This is a genomic window from Streptomyces sp. NPDC028928, assembly GCF_055564915.1.
Genome location: NZ_JBVHVI010000004.1, coordinates 473,180 through 499,394, shown reverse-complemented (window position 1 = coordinate 499,394; position 26,215 = coordinate 473,180). Strand labels below are relative to the sequence as shown.

General features: G+C 74.0%; 20 protein-coding genes. 6 read left to right on the top strand and 14 right to left on the bottom strand.

The window, feature by feature from the left end; translation table 11 throughout:
- Positions 1-162 precede the first annotated feature (162 nt).
- From ACZ4U1_RS13430 to ACZ4U1_RS13390, 9 genes are all read right to left on the bottom strand, one after another.
- Positions 163-1,830 (bottom strand): AMP-binding protein, encoded by a 1,668-nt coding sequence (locus ACZ4U1_RS13430; protein ID WP_467902889.1) that lies wholly within the window; start codon positions 1,828-1,830, stop codon positions 163-165.
- Entirely contained in the window at positions 1,827-2,948 is a 1,122-nt protein-coding gene (locus tag ACZ4U1_RS13425; RefSeq protein ID WP_467902887.1) for a Glu/Leu/Phe/Val dehydrogenase dimerization domain-containing protein, read from the bottom strand. The genes ACZ4U1_RS13430 and ACZ4U1_RS13425 overlap by 4 nt, the downstream gene beginning before the upstream one ends.
- Positions 2,949-2,982: 34 nt before the next feature.
- Positions 2,983-3,546, bottom strand: coding sequence for a type 1 glutamine amidotransferase (locus ACZ4U1_RS13420; RefSeq protein ID WP_467902886.1), 564 nt, complete (start codon positions 3,544-3,546; stop codon positions 2,983-2,985).
- An 11-nt stretch (positions 3,547-3,557) separates the two neighbouring features.
- Positions 3,558-4,361, bottom strand: coding sequence for an amino acid kinase family protein (locus ACZ4U1_RS13415; RefSeq protein ID WP_467902885.1), 804 nt, complete (start codon positions 4,359-4,361; stop codon positions 3,558-3,560).
- Positions 4,358-5,416: an N-acetyl-gamma-glutamyl-phosphate reductase gene (gene argC, locus ACZ4U1_RS13410; protein ID WP_467902884.1), complete on the bottom strand. Its 1,059-nt coding sequence runs from the start codon at positions 5,414-5,416 to the stop codon at positions 4,358-4,360. The genes ACZ4U1_RS13415 and argC overlap by 4 nt, the downstream gene beginning before the upstream one ends.
- A complete protein-coding gene (locus ACZ4U1_RS13405) occupies positions 5,413-6,261 on the bottom strand; it encodes an ATP-grasp domain-containing protein (RefSeq protein ID WP_467902882.1) in 849 nt (282 codons plus the stop codon). Before ACZ4U1_RS13405 ends, argC begins: the two co-directional genes overlap by 4 nt.
- A 1-nt stretch (position 6,262) precedes the next feature.
- On the bottom strand, positions 6,263-6,448 hold the full coding sequence (locus ACZ4U1_RS13400) for a lysine biosynthesis protein LysW (RefSeq protein ID WP_356162895.1): 186 nt from the start codon (positions 6,446-6,448) through the stop codon (positions 6,263-6,265).
- A 72-nt stretch (positions 6,449-6,520) separates the two neighbouring features.
- Positions 6,521-7,672 (bottom strand): isopropylmalate synthase, encoded by a 1,152-nt coding sequence (locus ACZ4U1_RS13395; RefSeq protein WP_467902881.1) that lies wholly within the window; start codon positions 7,670-7,672, stop codon positions 6,521-6,523.
- Between the two features lie 257 nt (positions 7,673-7,929).
- Positions 7,930-8,670 carry an SDR family NAD(P)-dependent oxidoreductase gene (locus ACZ4U1_RS13390; protein ID WP_467902879.1) on the bottom strand — a complete coding sequence of 247 codons (741 nt, stop codon included), beginning with the start codon at positions 8,668-8,670 and terminating at the stop codon, positions 7,930-7,932.
- Positions 8,671-8,771: 101 nt separating this feature from the next.
- On the opposite strand from ACZ4U1_RS13390, the gene ACZ4U1_RS13385 reads away from it, so the two are divergent.
- Complete coding sequence (locus ACZ4U1_RS13385) at positions 8,772-9,167, top strand: MerR family transcriptional regulator (RefSeq protein ID WP_467902877.1); 396 nt, start codon at positions 8,772-8,774, stop codon at positions 9,165-9,167.
- A 13-nt stretch (positions 9,168-9,180) separates the two neighbouring features.
- Here ACZ4U1_RS13385 and ACZ4U1_RS13380 read toward each other — a convergent pair whose 3' ends face one another.
- Entirely contained in the window at positions 9,181-12,924 is a 3,744-nt protein-coding gene (locus ACZ4U1_RS13380; RefSeq protein ID WP_467902876.1) for an AfsR/SARP family transcriptional regulator, read from the bottom strand.
- Between the two features lie 244 nt (positions 12,925-13,168).
- Between ACZ4U1_RS13380 and ACZ4U1_RS13375 the strand changes: the two genes are divergently transcribed.
- The 5 genes from ACZ4U1_RS13375 to ACZ4U1_RS13355 all read left to right on the top strand — a co-directional run bounded on the left by ACZ4U1_RS13375 (position 13,169) and on the right by ACZ4U1_RS13355 (position 19,361).
- Entirely contained in the window at positions 13,169-14,404 is a 1,236-nt protein-coding gene (locus tag ACZ4U1_RS13375) for an MFS transporter (protein ID WP_467902874.1), read from the top strand.
- 341 nt (positions 14,405-14,745) lie between these two features.
- Positions 14,746-15,993: an IS701 family transposase gene (locus tag ACZ4U1_RS13370; protein ID WP_467902872.1), complete on the top strand. Its 1,248-nt coding sequence runs from the start codon at positions 14,746-14,748 to the stop codon at positions 15,991-15,993.
- The gene (locus ACZ4U1_RS13365; protein WP_467902871.1) at positions 15,990-16,679 is read left to right on the top strand and encodes a response regulator transcription factor; all 690 of its coding nucleotides are present in this window, start codon (positions 15,990-15,992) and stop codon (positions 16,677-16,679) included. Before ACZ4U1_RS13370 ends, ACZ4U1_RS13365 begins: the two co-directional genes overlap by 4 nt.
- Positions 16,680-16,773: 94 nt before the next feature.
- Positions 16,774-18,153 carry an NtaA/DmoA family FMN-dependent monooxygenase gene (locus ACZ4U1_RS13360; protein WP_467902869.1) on the top strand — a complete coding sequence of 460 codons (1,380 nt, stop codon included), beginning with the start codon at positions 16,774-16,776 and terminating at the stop codon, positions 18,151-18,153.
- Entirely contained in the window at positions 18,150-19,361 is a 1,212-nt protein-coding gene (locus ACZ4U1_RS13355) for an LLM class flavin-dependent oxidoreductase (RefSeq protein ID WP_467902868.1), read from the top strand. The genes ACZ4U1_RS13360 and ACZ4U1_RS13355 overlap by 4 nt, the downstream gene beginning before the upstream one ends.
- A gap of 34 nt (positions 19,362-19,395) precedes the next feature.
- Here the strand turns inward: ACZ4U1_RS13355 and ACZ4U1_RS13350 are convergent, their stop codons facing one another.
- The 4 genes from ACZ4U1_RS13350 to ACZ4U1_RS13335 all read right to left on the bottom strand — a co-directional run bounded on the left by ACZ4U1_RS13350 (position 19,396) and on the right by ACZ4U1_RS13335 (position 26,154).
- On the bottom strand, positions 19,396-21,483 hold the full coding sequence (locus ACZ4U1_RS13350) for an SWIM zinc finger family protein (protein ID WP_467902867.1): 2,088 nt from the start codon (positions 21,481-21,483) through the stop codon (positions 19,396-19,398).
- Entirely contained in the window at positions 21,480-24,335 is a 2,856-nt protein-coding gene (locus tag ACZ4U1_RS13345) for a DEAD/DEAH box helicase (RefSeq protein ID WP_467902865.1), read from the bottom strand. Before ACZ4U1_RS13345 ends, ACZ4U1_RS13350 begins: the two co-directional genes overlap by 4 nt.
- A 95-nt stretch (positions 24,336-24,430) precedes the next feature.
- Positions 24,431-25,012 carry a sugar kinase gene (locus tag ACZ4U1_RS13340; RefSeq protein WP_467902863.1) on the bottom strand — a complete coding sequence of 194 codons (582 nt, stop codon included), beginning with the start codon at positions 25,010-25,012 and terminating at the stop codon, positions 24,431-24,433.
- Positions 25,009-26,154, bottom strand: coding sequence for an ROK family glucokinase (locus tag ACZ4U1_RS13335; protein WP_467902862.1), 1,146 nt, complete (start codon positions 26,152-26,154; stop codon positions 25,009-25,011). Before ACZ4U1_RS13335 ends, ACZ4U1_RS13340 begins: the two co-directional genes overlap by 4 nt.
- Between the last annotated feature and the right edge of the window lie 61 nt (positions 26,155-26,215).

Below are 26,215 nucleotides of genomic sequence, written 5' to 3'. Positions count from 1 at the left end.
CCCCCCCCCTCCCGCCCCCCCCCCCCCCCCTCCCCCCACCCCCCCCACCCCCCCCCACCCCCCCCCCCCCCCCTCCCCTTCCCCCCCCCCCCCCCCCCCCCCCCCCCCACCCACACCCCCCCCCCCCCCCCCCCCCCCCCCCGCCGTGCGGGACGAGGCGGGTCAGTCTCCGGCGAGGCGCCGCCGGAGCTCGGCCTTCTTGACCTTGCCGGTGAGGGTCTTGGGCAGGGCCTCGGCGAGTTCCAGCCGGTCCGGCAGGAAGCGCGGGTCCTGGCCGCGGTCGAGCAGGTGCTCCCGGACCTCCCGGAGCGTGGGCCGGGCGCCGCCGCGCGCGACGACGAAGGCCACGACGGGGTCGTCCGTCCGCCCCGTGGGACCGACCAGCGTCGCCTCGGCGATCTTCGGGTGGGCGGAGAGGATCGCCTCCAGCTCGGCCATGGGTACGACGATCCCGTCACGCAGGACGGCGTCCTTGGCCCGGCCCAGGACGCGGATGCCGCCGCGGCCGTCCTCCCGCGCCACATCGCCGGTGTCGAACCAGCCGTCCGCGGTCAGCTCGGCGTCGAAGGCCCGCTGGTTGCGGTAGTAGCCGAGCGCCTGGGAGGCGCCGCGCACCCGCAGCCGGCCCACCCGGGCCCGCCGGCCGGGCTCGTCGCACCGGTCGATGCGGATCTCCATGGCGTCGATCGCCCGGCCGTGGCTGTGCGCGGACCAGTCCTGGTCGTAGTCGAGCCGGCTGATGGTGATCGGACCGAACTCCGACATGCCCCACACCGAGTACGTGGCCGTGTCGAAGGTGTCGCGCAGCTCGTCCACCAGCTCCTGGAGCACCGGTTGGGCCCCGGTGACGGTGTAGCGCAGGCTGGACACGTCGTGCCGGTCGGCGCGCTGGGCCGCCGCCACACCGAAGAGCGTGGGCGGCGGACCGTACAGCAGGGTGGCGCGGTAGCGCTCCGCCAGGTCCAGCAGGCTGGTGTGGTTCCTGCCGTCCTGGAAGGCGATCGTCCCGCCGAGCATCACGCCGGCGAGGATGCCCTGGCCGAAGCCGGAGTAGTGCACCAGCGGCGTGGTGACGACGGCGACCAGGTCGTCGCGGAGCAGGAAGGTGTCCACGTAGCCGCGCACGCCCGAGTGCACGGTGTTCTGGCTGTGCACGACTCCCTTGGAGAAGCCGGTCGTACCGGAGGTGAACAGCACCACGAACGGCTCGTCGGGTCCGAGTGCGCGGCCCTCCAGGTCGCCCATGTGCGTGTCTTCCCAGGGCACCGCCACGAAGTGGTCGTGGAAGTCGAGCGTGCCCTCGGGAGCCTGGCCGCCGACCACCGCCACCCGCTCCAGCGGCAGTTCGTCGCGGAGCGCGGCGATGTCCCGGGCGAGCGGGTGTCCGTCCCACTCGGCGACCGTGACGCACAGCCGGGCCTCGGTGAGTTCGAGGCGGTGACGCAGCTCCTCGCCCTGGCACTCCGGCGCGATGGGGCAGATGACGGCGCCGACGGCCATGCACGCGTACATCAGCGGCACCATCTCCCACCGGTTGGGCAGCTGGACCGCGACGACGTCCCCCCGCCGGACGTCGAGTTCGAGCAGCGCTCCGGCGAACCGGTCGGTGAGAAGGGAGAGTTCGGCGTAGTCGAAGGTGTCGGTACGCGCCTCGCCCAGGCGGCGCCCGGCGACGGCCAGTTTGCGCGGCCGTATCCGGGCCTGCCGCCGCAGGTCGTCGAGGAACGTCTCGTCCCTCCACCAGCCGCGCGACCGGTACGCGGCCGCGCGGTCCGTGGCCGGCGCCGGGGCCGGCGCCGGTATGTGTGCCGGGGGAACGATCGTCGTCATCGCAGTTCTCCACGTCGCACCGCGAGCAGCTCCGGCAGCGGGTCGCCGGCGCGTCCGGCGGCGATCTCCAGCAGGGCCCGGGTGTTGTCCCGCACCCGGTCGCCGATCCAGTCGAAGACCCATGCCTTGCGCGCCTCGGCCGCCAGCTCGAAGGGCACGACCCGGGTGACGGCCAGGGCGGCCGCGCCGGCGCCGCCGATGTTGGCGATGACGCCCGGCACCAGGGTGGCGCCGGCCGCCCGCGCCTTCTCCCGCGCCTCGGCGTCGGAGGCGAGGTTGGCGCCCTCGACCACCAGGCCGGCGCGCAGCCGGTGCGCGTTCTCAGCGTTCAGGGCGTGCTTCTGGGCGGCGAGGATCAGCAGGTCGGCGTCGACGTCGAGCCAGGCGTCGGGGCCACTGGAGCGGGTGACGTGCTGCGGCAGACGGGAGCGGTCGATCAGCCCGAACTCGTCGGTGATCGCGACGAGGTCGGCCACGGGCAGCCGGTCGGCGCTGATGGTGCCCTGCGCGTCCGCGACGCCCACGATGACGTGGCCGCGGTCCTCCAGGAACCGGGCGACCGCGCGGCCCACCGCGCCGAAGCCCTGCACAACGACCCGGGCGGGCTCGGTACGGCCGCTCGCCTCCAGGGCGGTGACGGCGGCGACGCCGACGCCGTGCCCGGTGACGTCGATGAGCGGCTCGTAGTAGGTGCGCCAGTCGATCGGCATGTCCGGGGCGCCCAGCCGGTAGCGCGGGTCGTAGCCCGCCTCGTCGAAGAAGACGGCCCGGTCGGCGGGGGTGACGCCCATGTCGATGCCGAGGTGGATGCCGCCGTGCAGCAGGGGCTTGACGGTGCGTCCGAAGGTGCGGAAGGTCTCCTCACGGTTGCTGCCGTCGGAGACGATGCCGCCCTTGGCGCCGCCGATGCGCAGGCCCGCGAGCGTGAACTTGTGGGTCATGTCGCGGGCGAGGCCGGCCACCTCCTCCTGGGTCACCCCGGGGGTCATCCGGACGCCGCCCATCGCGAGGCCGTCGACCAGCGTGTCGATCACGACCCAGCTCTTGATGGTGCCGCCGCTGCCGTTCAGGTGCACGACGAGCGCGGGATCCTGCGTCGTGGTGTCGTCGAGGCTCATGTGCCGAGTACTCCTGTCAGTCGGTGAGGTGCGTTCACTGGTAGAGCTGCGCGAAGCCCCGCAGGATCTCCAGGCCGTCGCTGCGGAACTCCAGGTGCGCCTGGGAGCCGTGGATCCGGCCGTCGTCGGAGCGCAGGAACTCCACGGGCGCGTGCTCGGAGCGGCCGATGGAGCGGAAGCCCCGCGGGGCCTCCTTCAGGTAGAGGGTGTGCCGGTGGAAGACCGTCACCGTGGGCTTCACATGGGTGAAGAGGGGCTCTTCCTTGTCGACCTGGACCTCGTAGCCGCCGACCCGCTGCGGGCCCTCGGCCAGCTGCCCGCCGGCCGCGACCGCGAGGATCTGCATGCCGCCGCAGATCCCGAACACGGGGACGTCGGCGTTCATGACGAGGTCCACGAGCGGCTTGTAGTACTCCTGGTCGTAGGCCCGTACCTTGGTGCCGCTCAGGACGATCGCCTGGTAGCGGCCGTCGAGCCGGGCGGGCACGTCGGCCGGTTCGACGGTGTCGGTGTCCGAGCCGAGCGTCTCGAAGCGTCCGCGCAGCTGTTTCAGGGACAGGGTGCGGTTGTTGACAACCAGCACACGGGTTTTCGCCACGGTGGTGCTCCTCAGGTTCGCGTGATGACGGTGCCGGTGCGGGCGGCGAGCAGGTCCGTGACGGGTGCGCTGCCGATGACGACCCGCTCCACGCCCCGGTCCAGGGCCTCGCCCGCGGCCCGCAGCTTCTTGCGCATGCCGCCGGTGGCGCCCTTGTCGCGGAACTCCGCCGCCGCCTCGGCGGTGATCTCGGACACCGGCTTGCCGTCGATCAGCAGGTGCGCGACGTCGGTGACGAGGACCAGGTCGGTGGCGCCGGTGGCCCCGGCGATGGCGGCGGCGGCCCGGTCGGCGTCGGTGTTCACCTCCTGGCCCGCCTCGTTCCGGGCCAGCGGCGTGACCAGACAGGCGTGTCCGGGCCGCAGTCCGGTCAGCGGCGCCGGGTCGACGCCGGTGATCGGGCCGACCAGGTTCTCCAGCTCGACCAGCTGCTTGTCCTTCCACCACCAGCGCTCACCGGCGCCGGCACGGACCAGGCCGTCGCTGCCGAGCAGCCGCCGGGCGGTGATGCCGCGCTGTTCGAGCCGCTTCAGCACCTCCCGGCCCAGCTCGGCGCTGACGGTCTTGATGTCCTCGATGACCTCGGGGGTGGTCCAGCGGCTCTGGTTGCCGTAGCGGTCGCGCAGGATCGCGGAGGGCTCGCTGTAGCGGGGGCTGAGCTGCTTCAGCGGCTTGGACCAGCCGTGCACGAGGACCAGCGGCCGCTCCTGGCCGTGCTTGGCGAGGTCGTCCCACCAGCCGCCGTCGAGGTCGGCCAGGCAGCTGCCGCCGAGCTTGACCACGGTCGGGGGGAGCTGTGCCTGTGTCCCGTTCATGCGGGCATCACCGGCTGCATGGTCAGACCCGTCTCCTCGGGCAGGCGGAAGCGCTTGTTCACGGCCTGGACGGCCTGGCCCGCGGCACCCTTGACCAGGTTGTCCAGGGCGGCGAGGACGACGATCCGGCCGCCGTCCGGGTCGTGCAGGGCGGTGACGTCGCAGTAGTTGGAGCCGAGCACGGCCTGCGGGTCGGGCACCGGGATCAGCGTCTCGTTGTGCCGGCGCACCCGGACGAACCGGTGCTCCTTGTAGAACCTGATGTACGCGCGCTGGAGTTCCCGCTGGTCCACCTGCTCGTCGGTGTACACGTAGGAGCTGGCCAGCAGCCCGCGCACATGCGACACCCCGTACGCCGACATGGCCAGGGAGCCGACGCTGCCGGGCTTGCCGCGCAGCAGGAAGTCGCTGACCTCGGCGGCGTGCCGGTGGCCGGTGGGGGCGTACGGCGCGATGGCGCCGTTGCGCAGCGGGTGCAGGTCCGGGACGCGCAGCTGGAGACCGCCGCCGCTGGAACCGCTCTTGCCGTCGATGACCACCGTGCGCAGGTTCAGGCCGAGGCCGAGGGTCAGCGGGGCGAGCCCCAGGGTGATGGCGGTGGCGTAGCAGCCGGGCACCGAGATCAGCGCGGCGTCCACCAGCTGGTCACCGACCAGTTCCGGCACCCCGTAGACGAAGCGGTCGGCCAGCTCGGTGGCCCGCTCGGCCTTCGGGTACCAGCGCGCGTGCAGCTCCGGGGTGCGGATCCGGAAGGCGCCGCTGAGGTCGGTGACGCACGGGACGCGGTCGGCGAGTTCGGCGGCGAGCCGGGCGGAGACCGGGGCGGGCGTGGCGAGGAACACCACGTCGCACCGCTCGGCCACCCGGTCGGCCGTGACCGGCTCGACGGTCAGGCCCAGGTCGAGACGGAGCCCCGGGTGCAGCTCGGCCGGACGCCTTCCGGCGCTGGAGTTGCCGCCCAGGAAGGTCAGTTCCATCTCGGGGTGCTGGGTGACCAGTCTGATGAGTTCCCCGCCGGCGAGCCCGGAGGCGCCGACGATTCCCACACGGATCATTCGAGTGTCTCCTGGACGTGACGGACGACGACCGACGCGATGTCGACCCCGGTCGTCGAGGCAACTCCCCGCCAGGCGGGGGCGTGGTTGACCTCGTTGACGAGATAGCCCGACGGGGTCCTGAACAGGTCGACCCCGTAGATGCCGCTGCCGAGCCGGTCCACGACGCCGTCCACGATCTTCTGCACGTCGGGGTCGTGGGCGAGGGCCCGGCTCTGGTTGCCCAGGGCCGCGTTGCTGCGCCAGTCGGCGCCCGCGCTCTCGAACTCGGCGGCGGCGACGATCTCCCGGCCGACGACCAGGCAGCGGATCGAGCCGCCGCCGAGGTAGGGCTCCACCAGGCAGGCCTGCTCGAAGGCGTGGCCGAGGTCCTCGACGTAGTCGTAGACGGACTGCGCCAGGTCGGCGTCGCGGACCAGGGTCACGCGCTTGCCCATGCCGCCGTAGACCGGCTTGAGCACGACCGGCACGCCCAGTTCGTCCAGCGCCTTCTCGAAGTCCTTGCGGGACAGGGCGAGCCGGAAGTCCGGCACCGGGACGCCGGCCTCGCGCAGGACGGCGCGCAGCACCAGCTTGTTCTCGCAGGAGTGGATGGCGGAGGCGGAGTTGAGGACGCGGAAGCCGTCGGCCTCGGCGAGGGTGGCGATCAGGCCGCCCCGGGTGTAGCTGCGGCTGCGCACCATGAGCGCGTCGTAGCCCTTGACGGACAGGGCGTCGCGGTGGCCGGCGCACAGGGACTCGTCGTTGACCCAGTCGATCCGCAGGCCGAAGTCCTGGGCGGTCTCGATGAGCCGGCGTTCCTCCCAGCCGACCCGGTCCGCGACGATGGCGACTCGGTTGGTCATGTCACTGGCCCCAGTCGCGGAGCTGGACCTCGACCATCTGCAGGGTCAGCCGGCCGTCCTCGATGCCCTCGATGCGCAGGGTCAGCATGCACTCGGGGCAGGAGAGGGTCTCGCCCTCGACCATCTCGGGCACGGTCAGGTCGGTCTCGCACTCGGGGCACGAGCCGGTGAGAACAGCGGTGCTCATGGATGAACTCCGTTCACGGTGACGGTGGGAGGGATGAGGAGAGGTTGGGTACGGTCGTGGCGCGGGACGCGCTCAGGCGGCCTGGAAGTCGATGGCGGCCTTGCGGACCGCCTCCTGGTCCAGCACGGGGGCGCCGTTGCCCTCCTGCCGCCGGACGAGCCAGGCGGTGAAGGCCTCGATGTCGACGTCGATGTCCGAGCCGGCCAGCGCCCACCTGACGAGGGCGGGGGTGAGACGGGTGCGGACCCGCAGCTCCCGGGTGTTGCCGACGAGTTCGGCCGGCAGGGTCTCGTACGCCTCCGGGTGGCTGAGCTGGCCCGGCAGCTCGTAGGCGAAGGCGTGCGGGGTGGTCGGGCCGGACTGGAAGGCGCTGCCGAGACCGGCGCCCTTGAGGGCCGCCCGGGACAGCTCCGTGAGGTGGGTCAGGTCGAAGCGGGTGTCGCCGTGGATGACGCGCAGCGAGGTGAGCAGCTCGGCCAGGGGGGCGTTGCCGCCGCGCTCGCCGATGCCGCCGACGGTGGCCGAGATCCACTGTGCTCCCGCGCGGACGGCGGCGAGGGAGTTGGCGACGGCCATGCCCAGCATGTTGTGCGAGTGGATCTCGATCTCGGAGCCGTCGATGGCGGTGAGGTCGGAGATGACCTCCTCCATCTGCCAGGGCGAGAGGTACGCGACGGTCTCCGCGAGCCGGAACCGGTCGGCCCCGGCCTCGAAGCCGGCGGTGACGTAGGGCACGAGCCGGCCCTTGGGGGTGCGGGCGCCGTCCTCACCGCTGAAGGTGACGTGGAAGCCGCGCTCCTTGGCCTGCGATATCGCCGAACGCGCCAGTACCTGCAGGAACTTGGCGCTGGGCGAGCCGAGCTTCAGCTTGGCGTGCTGCTCGGAGGTGGGGATGGAGTACATGATGTGCCGCACGCCCAGGCGCTCGGCCTCGTCCAGGGCCTTCTTGACCTGCTCGCGGTCGCGCACCACCACGAGGGTCATGCTGCGCTCGGGGCCGATCGCCTCGTGCGTGGCGAGGACCAGGTCGGCGTCCTTGGAGTCGGGGCCGGAGACCATGCCGACCTCGACCAGGTCGATACCGGTCCTCACCAGCAGTTCGGAGATGACCGTGGCGTCCTTCGGACCGAATTCGACACCTCCCATGTGTGCGGAGTCGCGCAGGGTCGCGTCGGACAGATGGGGCAGCTGCGGAAGGCTGCCCTCGTTCTCTGATTCAGCCATTGCGTTCCCTCCTTTTCCAGAGCCTGCTTCCTTTTCGACACCGAACATGCTGCGTGACCCCGTGCAAAGATGCGATGCTCGCTTTGTCAGAGCTGTGTCAAGGGCTGTCAGGGAATGTCACGCCCGGCAAGAAGTGCGAATGATTCTCAGACTTGGAAAATCCCGGGAACCGCTTGTCGTTTGCCTTTGCATGAAAACCGCCCCCACCGGCTGGGCCGGCGGGGGCGGTTCGAGGCCGTCGTGCGGGACGGAATCCGTCAGGCGGTGTAACCGCCGTCCACGGCGAGGGCGGTACCGGTGATGTAGCGGCCGGCCGGGCCCGCCAGGTAGGCCACCGCGGCGGCGATGTCCTCGGCCTCGCCGTAACGGCCCAGGGCGGTGAGGGAGGCCTGCCACTCGGCGGAGTCACCGTCGGCCGGGTTCATGTCGGTGTCGATCGGGCCCGGGTCCACGACGGTGGCGGTGATACCGCGCGGTCCCAGCTCCCGGGCGAGGCCCTTGGTCAGGCCGACGAGCGCGGTTTTGGCCATCGCCTGGAGGACGAAGTTCCCGGCGGGGACACGCCCGTTGAAGCACGAGCCGATGCTGATGATCCGCCCGCCGTCGCCCATGTGCCGGGCGGCGGCCTGGGAGGCCAGGAACACCGACCGGACGTCGGCGGCCAGCACCTTGTCCAGGTACTCGGTGGTCACCTCGTCCAGCGGGCCGTAGGCGAGGAAGCCCGCGTTGTTCACCAGGATGTCGATGCCGCCCAGCTCGCGCACCGTCTGCTCCACGGCCTCCACCGCGTCGTTCGGCCGGGTCAGATCGGCCCGGACGACCGCGGCCCTGCCGCCGTTCTCCTCGATGCTCTTGGCGACCTGGCGGGCCCGATCCTCCGCCTGCACGTAGGTCAGCGCGACCGCGGCACCCGCGTCGGCCAGCCGCTTCGCCACCGCCGCGCCGATACCGCGGCTGCCGCCGGTCACCAGCGCCACTTTGCCGGTCAGGTCACTCATGGGACTTCCTCCGTAGACGGCTCGATGTTCGTCGCCCCGCTACGCTAGAAGCTGACACCGGTGTCAGATTCAAGTCCTCTGCTCGGACAAGGGGTTGAAAGATGCGGATCGGTGAACTGGCCAGGCGCAGCGGGGTGAGCGAGCGGTCGCTGCGTTACTACGAGGCCCAGGGGCTGCTCACGTCCGAGCGGACCCCCGGCGGCCACCGCGACTACGGCGAGTGGGCCGTCGACCGGGTCATCCTCATCCAGGCGCTCTACGCCGCGGGGCTGAACAGCAAGAAGATCGCCCAGCTGCTGCCGTGCATGCGCGACGGCGACGGCACACCGAGCGCGAGCGCGACGCCCCGGCTCGTGGACGAGCTGACCGCGGAACGGAGCCGGCTCGACCGGATGATCGCCGACCTGGTCCGCTCCCGTGATGTCCTGGACGGTGTCATCAGCACCGCGTCGGAGGGCCTGAGCGCCGCCGCCCTCTCCGGCACCGGCGGCGGCTGACCCCCGGCGCCGTTCAGGCCGCCTTGTCCGCCAGCGCGGCCAGGGCGGTGCGCGCGTGGTGCTCCGCCTCGTCGGGGCTCAGCCACACCCCGCGTTCGAACGCCTCGGTGAAGGCCCGCCCGCCCAGGACACCCTCGGCCGCCGCGGTGATCCGGTCGACGTCACCGCGCTCCGCGGGCGGCAGGGGTGCGCCCACGCTCCGGCGAGCGGCGTGGGCGGCGCCGAGGAGCAGGGCCGCGCAGGTGGCGCCGGAGCGGTGTCCGCACAGCGCGGCCGTGCCGGCGAGGCCCTCCAGGGAGAGGGCGAGGGCGCGCGGCTCGTCCAGGCTGTGGGCGATGCGCAGACCGCGCAGGTGGTGGGCGGCGGAGCGGGCGGCGTCGCCGCGGAGTTCGGCGATGAACCCGAGCTCGGCGTGGAGCAGATGGTCACCGGCCGGTGAGGAGACGTCGGCGTGGGCGTCGCGGATGCGCAGCAGGTGCGCCTCGGCCGCGTCGACGTCCCCGGAGCGCCGCGCACCGAGCGCCAGGCCCATGTCGGCGTGGATCTCGCCGTACTTGTAGCCCTGTTCGACGGCGATACGGCGGGCCTGCTCGTGCAGTTCGCGGGCCCGGTCGAAGTCCTGGGCGAGCAGCGCGAGCCGGCCGAGCCCGGACAGCCGGGCCGACACCTCGGCCTCCAGGCTCAACTCCCGGGCGATCTGCAGCCCTTCGTGCTGGCGGTGCGCCGCCTGCGCGTACTCCCCCTTGATCTCGGCGAGCGCGGCGAGCGGTGACACGGTCTGCAGTTCGCCCCAGCGGTCGCCCAGTTCACGGAAGAGCGCACGGCTGCGCCGTCCGTCGCGGGCCAGGCCGTCCAGGTCACCGCGGACCAGGGCGAGCGCCGCCCGCAGGCCGAGCGCGGCGGCGATCCCCCACTGCTCGTCCGCGGCCTCGAAGTGGAGGAGCGCACGGGTGTTCAGCGCGCGGCTGCCGTCCAGGTCGCCGACGCTGAACCTGCCGTAGGCGTTCAGCCACAGCGCCCGGGCGCGGCGCACGGGGTCGGGTACGGCGTCGGCGCGGCAGGTCACCGTGCGCTCGCCGGTCAGCAGGAGGAACCCGCCGTGCAACAGGGCGAGTTCGGGGTCGGGATGGCGGGGGGTGGCGGTGAGGACGGCGGCCAGGGCGCGGCGGGCCTCGGTGAGCCGGCCGCGCAGCAGCCACCACCAGGACAGAGCGGTGGCGAGCCGTACGGCCTCTTCGCCGCGCCCGTCGGCGGCCCGTCGTACCGCCTCGTCCAGGGCGGCGCGCAGGTTGCACGCCTCGGTGTCCAGGCGGGTGAGCCAGTCCCGTTGCTCCGGACCGCGCAGCCGGTGCTCGGCGTGTTCGGCGAGCGCGAGGTAGTGGTGCAGATGGCGTTCCCGGACCGCGTCCTCGTCGGCCGTCTCGTGCAACCGCTCGGTGGCGTAGGCGGCGACCGACTCCAGGAGGCGGTAGCGGGGGCCGGCCGGGCCGTCCGTGACGACCACGAGGGACTTCTCCACCAGCCGGGTGACGAGGTCGAGCACGTCGGCGCCGGCCACGCCCTCGCCCGCGCACACCGCCTCCGCGGCATCCAGGCCGCAGCCGTCGCGGTGCACGGCGAGGCGGCTCAGGACGAGGCGTTCGGGCGGGCTGAGCAGCTCCCAGCTCCAGTCGATCATCGCGCGCAGGGTCTGCTGGCGGGCGGGCGCGCCGCGCTGCCCGGAGGTCAGCACCCGGAACCGGTCACCGAGGCGGGCGGCCAGCTCCCGTACGCCCAGGGCGCGTACCCGGGTCGCCGCGAGTTCCAGGGCGAGCGGGATGCCGTCCAGGCGGCGGCAGATCTCGGCCACGGCGGCGTGGTCGGGCCCCTCGCCCGTGCCGAGCCGGAAACCGGGCGCGCAGGCGGCGGCCCGCTCGGTGAACAGGCGTACGGCGTCCGGGGTGGGGAGCGGCTCGACCAGGAACACGGCCTCGCCGGCCAGGGCGAGCGGTTCCTGGCTGGTGGTGAGGATGCGCAGCTGGGGGGCGCTGCGCAGGAGCAGCGCGACCAGCTCGGCGGCGGCCGCGACGACGTGTTCGCAGTTGTCCAGCACCAGCAGGGTACGGCGGTCGCGCAGGGCGGCGGTCAGCCGGTGCACGGGGGAGGTGGCCCCGGTGCCGGTGGCGGGCGGGGCGGAGGGGGCGTCGTCCCGGATGCCGAGGGTCGCGGCGACGAGGTCCGCGAGGTCGTCGGGGGTGGCACTGCGCACCCCCGCGAACTCCACGAACCAGGCCCCGTCGTGCAGCCCCCCGGCGACGCCCTGCGCGGCGGCCACCGCCAGGCGGGTCTTGCCGACCCCGCCGGGCCCGGTGAGCGTGACGAGCCGCTGCCGCCCGAGCATCCGGGAGATCAGCCCGAGAGCCTCTTCACGCCCGATGAGCGCGGTGAGGGGCACGGGCAGGTTGGTCGCCGGGGCGACGCCGGGACGCGATGCCGGCGGGGCGGAGGGAGACATGGTGGGCGCGGTCGCGGCCTGCGGCCGACCGGCGTGCGGCGGGCCGGCGTGCAGGAGCCCGGCGTACGGCGCCGCAGCGGACGGCTCACCGGCGAGCGCCGGATCGGCGTGGGACGCGCCGGGGTTGGACGCCTCGGCGTGCGGCGCGCCACTGTGCGCCGGCGCGGTGTGCGGTGACGCCGCGTGCGAGGGTGCGGAGGGCGGCAGCGCGGAAGGAGGAAGGCCGGCGTGCGGCGGGTGGGCGTGCGGCGGCGCGGCATGCGGCTGACCAGCGTGCGGCGGCGCGGCATGCGGCTGGCCTGTGTACTGCGGGCCGGCGTGAGGTGGCCCAGCCTGCGGCAAGCCCCCCTGCCGGGGCCCGTCCTGCGCCAGGCCGGCATCCGGCGGCGCGACAGGAGACACCCCGGGATTCGACGCCGCGGCATGCGACGACCCGGTGTACAGCGGAGCGCCGTGCGGCGGTGCCCCTTCCGCTGGACCTGTGTGCAGCGGAGCGCCGTGCAGGGAACCGGCGTACGGTGGCGGCGCGTCCAGGCCTGGGTCCTGGCGGAGCATGGCCTGGTGGAGGGCGCTCAGGGCGGGGGCGGGGCAGGCGCCCAGTTCGGCGGCGAGGCGGCTGCGCAGGTCCTCGTACGACGCGAGGGCCTCGCCCTGGTGGCCGGCCCGGTACAGCGCCTGCATCTGCACGGCGCGCAGCCGCTCCCGCAGCGGGTGCTCGGCCACGAGCGCGGCCAGTTCGCCGGCGAGCAGCAGGTGGTCCCCCGCCGCCAGGCGGGCCTCGGCCCGCTCCTCCAGCACGGCCAGCCGCTGTTCCGCGAGGCACTCCCGGGCCGCGCGGACGAACTCCTCGTCGGCGAAGTCCGCGTACGCCGGTCCGCGCCACAGCCGGAGGGCCTCGGTGAGCAGTTCGGCCCGCGCGCGCGGGTCAGCGACGGAGCGGGCCTCGGCGACGAGCCGGCCGAAGCGGTCGGCGTCCACGTCGTCGGCGGGGCCGAGCCGCAGCCCGTACCCCGGCGGCTGCCGCACCAGCCGTTCCCGGCCGAGCACCCGGCGCAACTGCGAGACCTTGGCCTGCAGCGCGCCCGACGGATTGCCGGGGGGATGGTCGCCCCAGAGATCGTCGATGAGCCGGTCCGCGGAGACGGGGCCGCCGTCGTGCGCGAGCAGATCCGCCAGCAGCGCCCGCACCTTGGTCTCGGGGACCTGAAGCCGCTCCCCTTCGTCGTCCCACACCGCGAGTGGTCCGAGCACCCCTAACCGCATGTGCACCACCGTACCCGGTCCGTAATGCGTCCGCTCGGTTCCGGTTCCGTCCCGGGCCCGTTCTGTTCCGGCACCGGCCCCGAAGCGTTCCCGAAGGCTTTCCGAAGCATTCCCGAAGTGGCCGCGCGCACAGTCGTACTCCCCGGATGTCCGGCTGCCGGGAGTGCCCGGCAGCGTCACGGCGGATCCCCCTCCCCCCGCCGTGGCCCACGGGCATCGCCCCAGCAGATCAGGAGTACAGCCCATGAGCGCCTCACCCGACACCGCCACCCCTGCCGGCGCCGCGCCGCCCAGCCGGCGGGCGAGCGAGGAGCCGCCGCAGAAACTGCCGATGCTCGCGCTGCTCGCCCTGGCCACCGTGGTGTTCATCACCAGCCTGACCGAGACGCTGCCCGCGGGCCTGCTCCCCGACATGAGCCATGACCTGCGGGTGAGCGAGTCCGCGACCGGGCAGACGGTCACCATCTACGCCATCGGCACCGCGCTCACCGCGATCCCGCTGACCGCGGCCACCGCGGGCTGGCGGCGCAAGCGGCTGCTGCTCACCGCCGTCGCGGGCTTCGCCGTGGCCAACACGGTCACGGCCGTGTCGTCCGTCTACGGCCTGACGATGGTGGCCCGCTTCCTCGCCGGTGTCGCCGCGGGCCTCGCGTGGGCCCTGCTCGCCGGCTACGCGCGGCGCATGGCGCCGGTCCCCCTGCAGGGCCGGGCCATCGCCGTCGCCATGGCGGGCATTCCGGTGGCGCTCTCCCTCGGCGTGCCCGCCGGGACCTTCCTCGGCCAGGCCCTCGGCTGGCGGGTGGCGTTCCTGGCGATGACGGCGCTCACGGTGGTGCTGCTGCTGTGGATCACCGCCGCCGTGCCCGACTACCCGGGCCAGCCCCGCGGCGAACGCCCGCGGATGCTGCGGGCATTGGGTGTCCCGGGGGTGCGCCCGGTACTGTTCGTCACGCTCGTCTTCGTGCTGGCCCACACGGTGCTGTACGCGTACATCGCCACCTTCCTGGACGGCCTGGACATGGGTGACCAGACCGATCTGGTCCTGCTCGCCTTCGGTGTCACCTCGCTGCTCAGCATCTGGATCGTGGGCGCCCAGATCCAGCACCGGCTGCGCTCGCTGACCGTCGCCAGCACCCTGCTGGTGGCTGCCGCCGCCGCGCTGCTCGCGGCGCTGAACGGCGGCGGCGCCCTGGTGTACGTCGCCGCCGTCCTGTGGGGGTTGGGCTGGGGCGGACTGCCCACGCTGCTGCAGACCGCCGTCGGCGACGCGGGCGGCGACCAGGCCGACGCGGCGCAGGCGATGCTCGTCACGCTCTGGAACGTGGCCATGGCCGGCGGCGGTGTGCTCGGCGGCGTGCTGCTGGACGCGACCGGCAGCGGTTCCTTCCCCTGGACGGTGCTGTTGCTCCTGGTGCCGGTGCTGGCCGTGGTGCTCGCCGCGCGCCGCCACGGCTTCCCGGCGCGACGGCGCGCAATGTGATGTTCACAGACCGGTGACGGTACGCGGGCTTTCTTTCGGCCCTTCTCCGCCGGTGGCCCCGGCCTCCGGCGGAATGCCCGGCTCCCTCCGCCTGACCAGTGGAAACCGGTCCTGTTCCGTGGGTCACGGAAGGGGCGCAAGGGCTTTCCCCGGCCCCTTCACCGCCCTTGGCCCCACCCCTCCCCCGACCCCGTTCCCGCTGGTCAGCGGCCGAAATGTCAAAGTGACAGCACAAGGCGTGAATTTAGCGATGCAGCCGGTAGCTTTGTCCCTCGTACGACTGCCCGTACATCCACACGAACACTGTGGGACGACACGACTGCGAGGGGGCGTAGTTAAACATGTCGTCATTGGGAGTGCGCGTCGCTGCCGGGGATCGCGAGCGCATACAAACGTTTGTTGAAAGCGTATTCAATCCGCTGCACCGCGCGGAACAACGCCGCTGGGCCCGGGCCTACTTGTGGGGGCTGATCCACACCCCCGGCAAGAAGACCCCGCGGCGCATGGCCGAGGCCGGATTATTGCCGGCCGGAGCGGCGCACGGCCTGCACCAGTTCATCAACAGCAGCACATGGAGCTGGGAACCGGTGCGCCGCGCGCTCGGCCGGACCATCGCGGCGAACCGGCCGGCGTACGCCTGGACGGTCGCCGATCTCCTGATCCCGAAGCAGGGCGAGCACTCGGTGGGGGTGCACCGTCGCCTCGACCAAGCGACCGGACGCACCATCAACTGCCAGCGCGGGGTGGGGCTCTTCCTGTCGACGGGCACCCGGTGCTTCCCCGTCGACTGGAGCCTCGTCCTCGACGGAGCGTGGGACTGGGACGATCTGCGCAGGCGCCGTGCGCGCATACCGGACACCGAGACCGGGCGCCCCGTGGGGGCGTTCGTCCTCGGCTTCGCCGCCGGGGTCACCACCGCGCACCCGCCGCTGCCCACGGCGCCCTGGGTGCTGAACCTCACGCAGCGGTGCGACGACGCGAGCGGCGTCATGGCCGGACTCGCCCGCCGCGGGCTCGACTTCGTGTGCGAGGTCGACTCCGGACAGATCGTCCTCGTCGGACGCCCGTCCCCGAGGGTGATCACCGTCGGGGAGCTGATGGAGGAACCGCACGCCCGGCAGCCGCATGTGCTCATGCGCCCGGCCGAGCACGGGATGTCGCGGGCCGTACGGGTCAACGTGTACACGGGGCCGGTACGTCTGTCCCAGCGCGGGGCCGCCAAGGACGGCGTCTCGCGTACGTACCACGTCCTCGAACAGCTCTCCGCCGACGGCGGCCAGCCGGCCCGGTACTGGATCACCAGCCTGATGGGCCGGGGCGTGGAGGAGGTCCTGGCGCTGGCCCGGAGCCAGGCCGTCGCCCGCCGGACCGTGACCACGCTGCGGGAGGAATTCGGTGTGCTCGACTTCGAGGGCCGTTCCTTCCCCGGCTGGCACCACCACATGACCATGGTCTCGGCAGCGTACGCCTACCAGCACCTGTGCGGCGCTCACGGCGCTGTCCCCGCGCCGGCCGCAGGGCTGGCCGCGGCCGGCGCCGACGCCACGGGCTACTGGGCGGACGCCGGAGCGAAAGGCCTGGGAGCGTGAAGAAAGTGCTGGTCGTAGAGCCGGACGCCACCGCGGCCGAGACTACGGCGGGTGATCTGCGCCGGCAGGGCTACGCGGCCCACACCGTCGACCGGGGGTCACGGATCCTGCGTTCCTACCACGACGCCGATCTGGTGCTGCTGTCCCTGGATCTGCCCGACATCGACGGACTGGAGGTCTGCCGCACGCTGCGGGCGGAAAGCGATATTCCGCTGATCGCCTGCACGCACCGGGACAACGAACTGGAAAGGGTGCTCGCGCTCAAGGCGAGAGCGGACGACTGTGTGCTGAGGACGTGGAGTCCGCGCGAGATCGGTGCGCGGATCGAAGCGGTGCTGCGGCGCACCCGTCCGCACTCCGTCGGCGCGGACAGCATCTCGCTCCGGCCGCTGCACATCGACCCGCGGACCCGGGAGGTGCGGCTGCGCGACCGTGTCGTCGACGTGACGGCCACGGAGTTCGAGTTGCTCTACACCCTGGCCGCCCGGCCCGACTCCGTCGTCTCCCGGAAGGAGCTGATGGCCAAGGTCTGGGGCAGCAACTGGGTCAGCACCAGCCGCACCATCGACACGCACGTGAGCAGCCTGCGGGCGAAACTCGGCTCCAGCCGCTGGATCATCACGGTGCGCGGGGTCGGCTACCGCATGGGACACGTCGGGCAGCTACCCGAGGTGTCCGCGGGCTGAACCGCCCGAACACCTGTCGAGGACCCCGGGCACGCGCGGTGCCGGACACCGCGCCGCCCGGGGCCGTTTCCCCCCGCGCTCGAGAAGGAGCATCTTGACGAAGCAGATCCATCTCGCGGCCCAGCTGCCGGGCATCCACAACGTCACCGTCTGGTCGGACCCGCGCTCCAGGAGCCAGATCGCCATCGGCTCCTTCGTGCACCTCGCGCGGACCGCTGAGCGCGGCAAGTTCGACTTCTTCTTCCTCGCCGAGGGACTGCGGCTGCGCGAGCACAAGGGCCGCGTCTACGAACTGGACGTGGCCGGCCGCCCGGACAACCTGACGATGCTGAGCGCCCTGGCCGCCGCCACCACGCGTCTCGGGGTCGCCGCCACCGTCAACGCCACGTTCAACGAACCGTACGAGGTGGCGCGCCGGCTGGCGACCCTGGACCACCTCAGCGGCGGGCGGGCCGGCTGGAACGTGGTGACCAGTTTCGACGCCTTCACCGGGGAGAACTTCCGCCGCGGCGGCTTCCTCGCCGAGGCCGACCGCTACACCCGCGCCGCCGAGTTCCTGGCCACGGCGCGTGAGCTGTGGGACAGCTGGGACCGCGCGGATGTGCCCGCGGACCCGGTGTCCGGGCGGTTCGTGCGCCCCGGGGCCGGTGAGTTCGCCCACCACGGCGGGCACTTCGACATCGCGGGACGGTTCACCACCCCGCGCAGCCCGCAGGGGCACCCGGTGATCATCCAGGCCGGGGAGTCCGACGCGGGCCGTGACTTCGCGGCGTCGGACGCCGAGGTGGTGTTCAGCAAGTACAACCGGCTGGAGGAGGCCCGCGCCTTCTACCGCGACGTCAAGGGCCGGCTCGCCCGGTACGGCCGCTCACCGGACGACCTGCGGATCATGCCCACCGCCACCGTGGTCGTCGCCGACACCGACGCGGAAGCCGCGGCCTACGCCGACGAGATCACCCGCGCCCAGGTGAGTCCGCAGACCGCGATCGCCCATCTGGAGGCCGTCTGGGGCCGCGACCTGTCCGCGTACGACCCCGACGGGCCGCTGCCCGACATCGACCCGGAGCCCGAGTCGCTGGTCCTCAAGGGGCACTCCGTGTTCCGCACGGGCCGTGCCGAGACCGCCCGGCGCTGGCGGGCCCTGGCCGAGGAGCGCGGGCTGAGCATCCGCGAGCTGGTCATCGAGGTGCACGGCGGGCAGACCTTCGTCGGCAGCCCGCACACCGTCGCCGACGCCATCGACCACTTCGTGCAGACCGACGGCGCGGACGGCTTCGTCTTCGCCACGCATCTGACGCCCGGCGGCCTCGACGACTTCGTCGACCGGGTGGTGCCCCTGCTCCAGGAGAAGGGCGTCCACCGCCCCGACTACACCGGCACGACGCTGCGGGACCACCTCGGCCTGCGCCGGCTGCCGGACACCGAGCGCACGTCCGGCGCCGCTTCGGCCCAGCGGGAAGGGAGTGCATCGTGAACGACAGCTTGCTGCACCTCGCCGTCGCCCTCGACGGTGCCGGCTGGCACCCCGCGGCCTGGCGGTCGGAGGACGCCCGTCCCGGCGCCCTGTTCACCCCCGGGTACTGGGCGGACCTGGTCACGGAAGCCGAGCGCGGCCTTCTCGACCTCGTCACCTTCGAGGACGCCCTCGGTCCGCAGTCGGCCGCGCCGCACCGCCCCGACGACCGGACCGACCAGGTCCGCGGCAGTCTGGACGCGGTCCTGCTCGCGTCCCATCTCGCCCTGCTCACCACGCACATCGGCCTGGTCCCCACGGTCAACGTCACCCACACCGAGCCCTTCCACGTCGCCGTGGGCATCGCCACTCTCGACCATGTCAGCGAGGGCCGCGCGGGCTGGCGTCCGCAGATCGCCTCGCGCGCCGCCGACGCCGCCCACTTCGGCCGCCGTACGACCCCGCAGCTGACCGACGACGACCTCCGCGACCCGGAACTGATCGCCGCACGGCTGCGCCCGCTGTTCGCGGAGGCCGCCGACGTGGTGGAGGTGGCCCGGCGGCTGTGGGACAGCTGGGAGGACGACGCGGAGATACGGGACACGGCCACGGGCCGCTTCCTCGACCGCGACAAGCTGCACCACATCGACTTCGAGGGCGCCTGCTTCAGTGTCAAGGGCCCCTCGATCACCCCGCGCCCGCCGCAGGGCCAGCCGGTGGTGGCGAGCCTCGCGCACGCCTCGACGCCGTACGAGTTCGCTGCGCGTGGCAGCGACATCGTGTTCGTGACACCGTTCGACCGCACGGACGCCAAGGCGATCCTCGCGCAGGTGGACGAGGCCGCGGACCGGGTGGGCCGGGACCCGCGGGACGGGCCGCTGCGCAGGTTCGCGGACCTGGTCGTCTTCCTGGACGACGAGCCCGGCGCCGCCGCCCGCCGCAAGGAGCGCCTGGACGCACTGGACGGCGCGGAGTACACCTCGGACGCCCTCGTCTTCACGGGCAGCCCCGGTGAACTGGCCGACCTGCTGCTCGACTGGCGCACCGCCGGACTGGACGGCTTCCGCCTGCGGCCGGGCGCGCTGCCGCACGACCTCACCGCGATCACCCGGCGGCTGGGGCCGGAACTGCGCCGCCGCGGCGCGTTCCGCAGCGCGTACGGCACCGGGACCCTCCGCGAGCGGCTGGGCCTGCCGACGCCCCGCAACCGGTACGCGCGCCAGGGCTGATCACGGTCGGCGGGCGTGGCTCACCGGGCGTCGTTCACCGGGCGTCGTCGGGTGTGCCGAGCCCGGTCAGCGCGCCCACCGGGTCGAGGTCCGGGGTGCCGCGGGGCCACCAGTCCTCCTGGCCGGGCTCCGACTCGTAGGCGTACCAGAGGCCGTCGCGGCCGAGGCGGAGCTGGACGTGGCCGCGGGGGTGGGTCAGCCGGTTGCGCCAGGGGCGGAACGCCGGGAGGTCGGCGGCGAGCAGCAGCGGGCGGGCCCGGTCGAAACGCCCGGCCGGCGGGTCCCACGGTTCCTCCAGGACGGCCAGGCCCGCCGGACCGCCCTGCCGCCAGGCCGCGACGGCACGCGCGAGGTCGGCCGGGGTGCGGCCGGCGGCATCGGCGAGCGTGGCGTACAGCGCCCGGGTGGCCGCGGTCAGCCCGGAACCGGGGCGGGCCGCGGCGAGCCGTACCGCGTCCTGCCACAGGGTCAGCTCGCCGACCGGGTCGCGTCCGGTGCCGAGCAGGGCGTGGGCGCGGGCGGCGGCGTCGGTGGCCAGCTGGTCCAGCGCGAAGGGGTCCGGGCCGCCGGGTGCCGAGGGATAGACCGGGGGCTGCTCGGGGTGCGGGGGCACCGGCAACGGCGGGGGCAGCGGCGGACGTTCACGCGCGGCGAGGGCCTCGGTGGCCCGGACGCCGGGCAGGGTCTGCGGCTGCCCTTCCCGCGCGGCACGGGCCGCGCGGGCGGCGCTGCGCCGGGACAGCGCGTCGAGCAGCTCCTTCTCGCCCCGGCCGCGCAGCAGGAGCAGCACGAACGGGTCGGCGTCGAGCAGGCGGGCCGTCTGGTAGCAGAGGGCGGCGGCGTGCTTGCAGGGGTGGCCGGAGTCGGGGCAGCTGCACCGGGGGGCGAGGTCACCGGGCCCGGGCAGCAGGGGCACGCCGCAGTCGGCGAGCGAGTGGGGCAGCTCCTTGTCGAGCAGCGCCGCGATGTGCCCCGGACGGTCGGCCGCCGCGTCCAGGAACCTCTCCCAGTCCTCGTCCCCCAGCGTCCGCACCCGCACCTGCACCCGGTAGGGGCGGGGCCGGCTCCCGCGCACATAGGCCAGCACCAGCCCCGGCGTGACGGTGATCGCGTCCACATGCCCCTGCTCCGCGTACCCCCGCCCGCGAGCCAGCCGCTTGCCGTCCAACGCCCCCCGCTCCAGCGCCGTCACCCAGGCGTTCCCCCACCAGGTCCCGGCGAACGAGGCCTCCTCCCCCGAGTCCTCCCGCACCGCGAACGCCGGGAAGGTACGGCGGAGTTCGGTGTCGCGGTGAGGGGTGGCCATGGTGGGGGGTGCGTGCGGGGTCGCGGGGGCGGGGGCCGGGGGCGGGGGCGGGGGCGACGGGGATGACGTCGGCGGGGCCGGCTCGGTGGGTGCGGGTGTGGGCGCGGGGGTGACGTGCGCGGGGTGTTCCGGCTCGTCGGAGGTGTCCGCCCAGGTGGGCATGCGGAAGGCGGTCGCCAGGTAGTGCCGCATCTCCTGCACGGCCTGGGCCCTGGTGGCCCGGGCCTCCCCCAGCGCGGGCGCTGCGGAACCGGAAGGCGCCGGTGCCCGCCGCTCACGCCGGGGCTCCGCCGCCTCGGCGCGCAGCGCCTCCCGCCGGGCCGCACGCAGCGCCTCCCGCGCCGCGTCGCCGGGCCGCCCACCGGAGACACCGGCAGCACGGTCACCGGAACCGGCCGGACCCGCACTCGAACCAGCCGCCCCGGCTTCCGGCACGGCGGGCGCGGGCTCCTCCTGTCCTTCGCCCGCCACGGGGCCGGCGGCATCATCCGCCGGCGCCGCGCCGCCGGTCGTCGACGCGTCTCCCCGCCGCGTGGAGAAGGCAGCCCGGAGCGCCGCCCGCGCCACGTCCCCGGGCCGCGCCGCGCTCTCAGGGGACGGCACCGCGCGCGTCACGTCCTCCGGCTCGACGTCGTCACCGCCGGACAGCGCCCTCCGCGCCGCATCGCCCGGCTCACCGCCGCCGTCACCGGACGGCACCTTCGGCGACAGGTCCCCCGATTCCGCCCCCGTGCTGTCGGTGTCGGCTCCGTGGCGTGCCGCCCGCAGGGCACGGCGGGCGGCGTCGGCGGGGCGGGGGCCGTCGGTGCCGGTCATGGCGTCCTCCGCAGGGAGACCAGGTCGGAGAGTTCACGGTCCGTGAGTTCGGTGAGCGCGGCCTCGCCGGAGCCGAGGATGGCGTCGGCGAGGGCGCGCTTGGAGGCGAGCATCTCGGCGATGCGGTCCTCCACCGTGCCCTCGGTGACCAGGCGGTGGACCTGGACGGGCTGGGTCTGCCCGATGCGGTACGCGCGGTCCGTGGCCTGTTCCTCGACGGCCGGGTTCCACCAGCGGTCGAAGTGGACGACATGGCCGGCGCGGGTGAGGTTGAGGCCGGTGCCGGCGGCCTTCAGGGACAGCACCAGCACCGGGGTCCCGCCGCTCTGGAAGCGGTCGACCATGCGCTCGCGCTCGGGGACCGGCGTGCCGCCGTGCAGCAGGTCGACGGGGACCGCGCGGGCGGACAGGTGGGCGGTGAGGAGGCGGGCCATGCCGACGTACTGGGTGAAGACGAGGGCCGAGCCGTCCTCCGCGAGCAGGGTGTCCAGCAGTTCGTCCAGGAGGGCGAGTTTGCCGGAGCGGGCGGCCAGGCGATCGGGGTCCGGCTGCTCCTTGAGGTAGAGCGCGGGGTGGTCACAGATCTGCTTGAGCGCGCCGAGCAGCTTCAGCACCAGGCCCCGGCGGGCCATGCCCTGCGCCGTCTCGATGGCCAGCATCGACTCGCGCACCACCGCCTCGTACAGCGCGGCCTGCTCCCGGGTGAGCGGCACCGGGTGGTCCGTCTCCGTCTTGGGCGGCAGCTCGGGCACGATGCCGGGGTCGGACTTCTTGCGGCGGAGCAGGAAGGGGCGGACCAGGCGGGACAGGCGCTCCACGGCTTCCGTGTCCTCGCCGGTCTCGACCGCGCGGGCGTGCCGGGCGCGGAAGGACTTCAGCGGGCCGAGGAGCCCGGGGGTGGTCCAGTCGAGCAGGGCCCACAGTTCGGAGAGGTTGTTCTCCACGGGGGTGCCCGTCAGCGCCACGCGCGCGGGGGACGGGATGGTGCGCAGCGCCTTGGCGGTGGCGGAGTAGGGGTTCTTCACGTGCTGCGCCTCGTCGGCGACGACCATGCCCCAGGGCTGCCGCGCCAGCTGTGCGGCGGTGGAGCGCATGGTGCCGTACGTGGTGAGGACGAAGCCGCCGGTCACCTCGTCCAGGGTGCGGTCGGGGCCGTGGAAGCGGCGGACGGGGACGCCGGGCGCGAAGCGGGTGATCTCCCGCTGCCAGTTGCCGAGGAGGCTGGCCGGGCAGACGACGAGGGTCGGCTCGGTGCGGGCCCGCTTCAGGTGCAGGGCGATCAGGGTGACGGTCTTGCCGAGGCCCATGTCGTCGGCGAGGCAGCCGCCGAGGCCGAGGGAGGTCATGAGGTCGAGCCAGGCCAGGCCGCGCAGCTGGTAGTCGCGGAGGGTGGCGTTCAGGCCGGGGGGCGGGGTGGCGGGGCGCAGGCCCGCGGTGAGCCGGTCGCGGAGGGCGGCCAGCGCGCCGGCGGGGACGACGTCGACGGTCTCGCCGTCCACCTCGGCCTCGCCGGTGAGGGCGACGGACAGCGCGTCGACCGGGTCGAGCAGGCCGAGTTCACGCTTGCGGGCCTTGCGGACCAGGGCGGGGTCGACGAGCACCCAGCGGTCCCGGAGCCGTACGACGGGGCGGTGGGTCTCGGCGAGGGTGTCCATCTCGGCCTCGCTGAGCGGATCGCCGCCGAGCGCCAGCTGCCAGCGGAACCGGAGCAGGTCCTCGCTCTCGAAGAAGCCGGTGCCGTCGGTCGCCGAGCCGGGCGCCGGGCGGACCACCGCGGTGGCGGTCAGGTCGCGGGCGAGGTCGCGGGGCCAGTGGACGGCGACCCCGGCGGCGGCCAGCCGGCCCGCCGCCACGCCGAGCAGCTCGCCCAGCTCCTCCTCGGTGAGGGCGAGGACGTCGGGCACGTCCTGTTCGGCGAGGCGGTCCAGGGGCGGCCACACCCGGGCGGCGCGCCGGACGGCGAGGGCCGCGTCCACGCGCGCGCGGGGCCCGAACGCCGCATCGGCCTCCCCCGTCCACAGGGCCGCCGCGTCGGCCACCAGGGTGGGGTCGGCGAGGCTGTGGACCTGCACGATCGCCGCCCCCGCGGCACGCGTCCCCTCGCGTTCGCCGGCGTCGAAGACGTCGTACGCGGACAGGTCCAGGCGCAGCGAGATCCGGACGCCCGCGTCCATGCCGGCGGCGACCTCGGCCGCCCACTCATGGGCCTCGGGCAGGTGCTGGGGCTCGCGGGCGGCGAAGGGCCGGCCGGCGGTGAAGGGGGCCGCGGGCGTGCGGGGCAGGGTGTCGGCGACCGCGTCCAGGAAGGAGCGCACCAGGGCCTCGGGCTCGGGCAGGCACAGCGGGCCCGGGCCGGGCAGGGGCACGGCGTGGCCCTCGGCGGGCAGGGCCGCGGCGATGGCGCGCAGGTGGGCGATGTCCTCGGGCTCCAGCGGGCCGGCCCGCCAGGCGTCGTGGCCGCCCGGGGTGAGGCCCGGCAGCAGCCGGCCGCGGGCGACGAGCCGCAGCGCGTGCAGGGCGGCGGCGCCCCAGCAGGCGGTGGCCGGGTGGGCGGCCGGGTCGCGCCGGGCACGGACCAGCAGCGGCAGGGCCTCGGCGAGCGGCAGGGTGAGGGCGGGCACCTGCCGGCGGCGCGCCCCGGCACCGTGCCGTCGTACGACCGTCAGCTCCTCCGTGGCGGTCCCGGCGCCGTCGGGCAGCGGGGCGCCGTCGGGGTCCCAGAAGGCGAGGCGGCCCTGGCGCGGCAGGGGCGCGGGCAGGTAGACGGACGCGAGGCGCACCGGGAGCGGGTGCCCGGTCCCCGTCTCGCGGGACCCACCCGTGCGCTCGGCCACCGCAGCCGTGCCGCTCATACGTCCTGCCACCTCCCGCCCTTGCCTCGGACCAGTCGTCTCCGACTCTACGGGCGGGGTCTGACAATCGGCTCCGAGGCCGGTCACGGGCCCGGTTACGGCACCGTGCGGGAGACGACGAACACCACCGGCTGCTCCGGGTCGGACAGGTTGACGACCACGTCCTGGGTGGGTGCCGGGTTCCTCTGTTCGTGGGTCAGGCCCCACCAGGGGCCCGGGCCGCCGAAGGTCCAGCCGCTGACTTTCCGGTCGCGTTCTCCGACGGCGATCTCGTTCTTCTTCAGCTGGTCGCGGCGGACGCCCATGGCGCCCAGGAAGCTGTCCAGGCCGGCGGGGTTGGTGCGGAACTGGACGTAGAGCCGGCTGGTCTTCCAGTTGTTCGTCTCGTAGTAGGCGATGTCGTCGGCGGGGTGCGGGACGGACACCTGGTACAGGCGGCGCTGGACCTTCGACGGCCAGCCCGGGGTGAGGCCGGTCGCCGAGTACTTGGCCTCCTTGTCCTTGCCGCTGTTGCGGCTCTGGTTCGCGGAGATCACCAGGTAGCCGGCCGGGACGCCGATGAGCAGGACGATGATGAGCAGGGTGAGCGCCCGGCGCTTCGCCTTGTGCCGGGGGTCCTCGGCGGGCCGCTGCGGCTCGTCCGGGGGGCCGCCCTGGTGGGGCAGCGACGAGGTCATGCGGTGTCCCGGTCGCGGCGGCCCTGGACGTACCGCTCGTAGCGCTCGTACCGCTCCACCCGGCGCCGCTTGGCCCGGCGGAACCGGCGGGCGACCAGCCGGGCCAGGTCGGCGGCGCCCACCATGCCGGCCTCGGGGCCGAGCTGGGCGCGGGTGATGCGGGCCTCGGGGCGGTAGCCGCGGCCGGTGAGGTGGCGCTTGAAGGCGTCCCGGGCCGGGCCGATGAGCAGGTCGTCGGCGGCCGAGACACCGCCGCCGATCACGAAGCAGGAGGGGTCGAGGGCGGCGGCGAGGTTGGCGATGCCGACGCCGAGCCACTGGCCGATGTCCTGGAGCAGCTCCACGCACATCGCGTCGCCCTCGCGGGCCAGCTCGGTGATCATCGGGCCGGTGATCTCGTGGATGTTGCCCTTGACGTGCTCGATGATCCCGTAGGCCACCGGGGAGTCGGCCGCGGCCAGCTCCTTGGCCTCGCGGACGAGGGCGTTGCCGGAGCTGTACTGCTCCCAGCAGCCGCGGTTGCCGCACGGGCAGCGGTGCCCGCCGGGGACGACCTGCATGTGGCCGAACTCGCCGGCGACCCCGAACTTGCCGCGCTTGACCTGGCCGTCCTCCAGGATCGCGCCGCCGATGCCGGTGCCGAGGGTGATCATGACCAGGTGGTCCTCGCCGCGGCCGGCGCCGAAGCGCCATTCGGCCCAGGCGGCGGTGTTGGCGTCGTTGTCCACCAGGACCGGCACGGCGAGGCGGCTGGCGATGCGGTCGCGCAGGGGTTCGTTGCGCCAGGACAGGTGGGGGGCGAACAGGACCCGGTTGCGGTCGGCGTCGACCCAGCCGGCGGCGCCGATGCCGACCGCGTGCACGTCGTGCCGGTCGGACAGGTCCAGGACCAGTTCGACGATGGTGTCCTCGACGACCTTGGGGCTCTTGGACTTGTCCGGGGTCTCCGTGCGGAGCTTCTCCAGGATGTTGCCGTCGGCGTCCACGACGCCCGCCATGACCTTGGTGCCGCCGATGTCGATGCCGACCGTCGGCACACGGGGTGCGGTCAGGTGGGACCGGCGCTCTCGTGTGCCGACGGTGCGCAGGACCGGGGCGCGGCGGGAACCGATGGGGGCGGTGAGGTCGCGGTAGGTGCTCATCGTTGGTCGATTCTGCCGCACGCTCACGCGCGGTGCCGCGCAGGGCAGGGGCAGGGGGTGC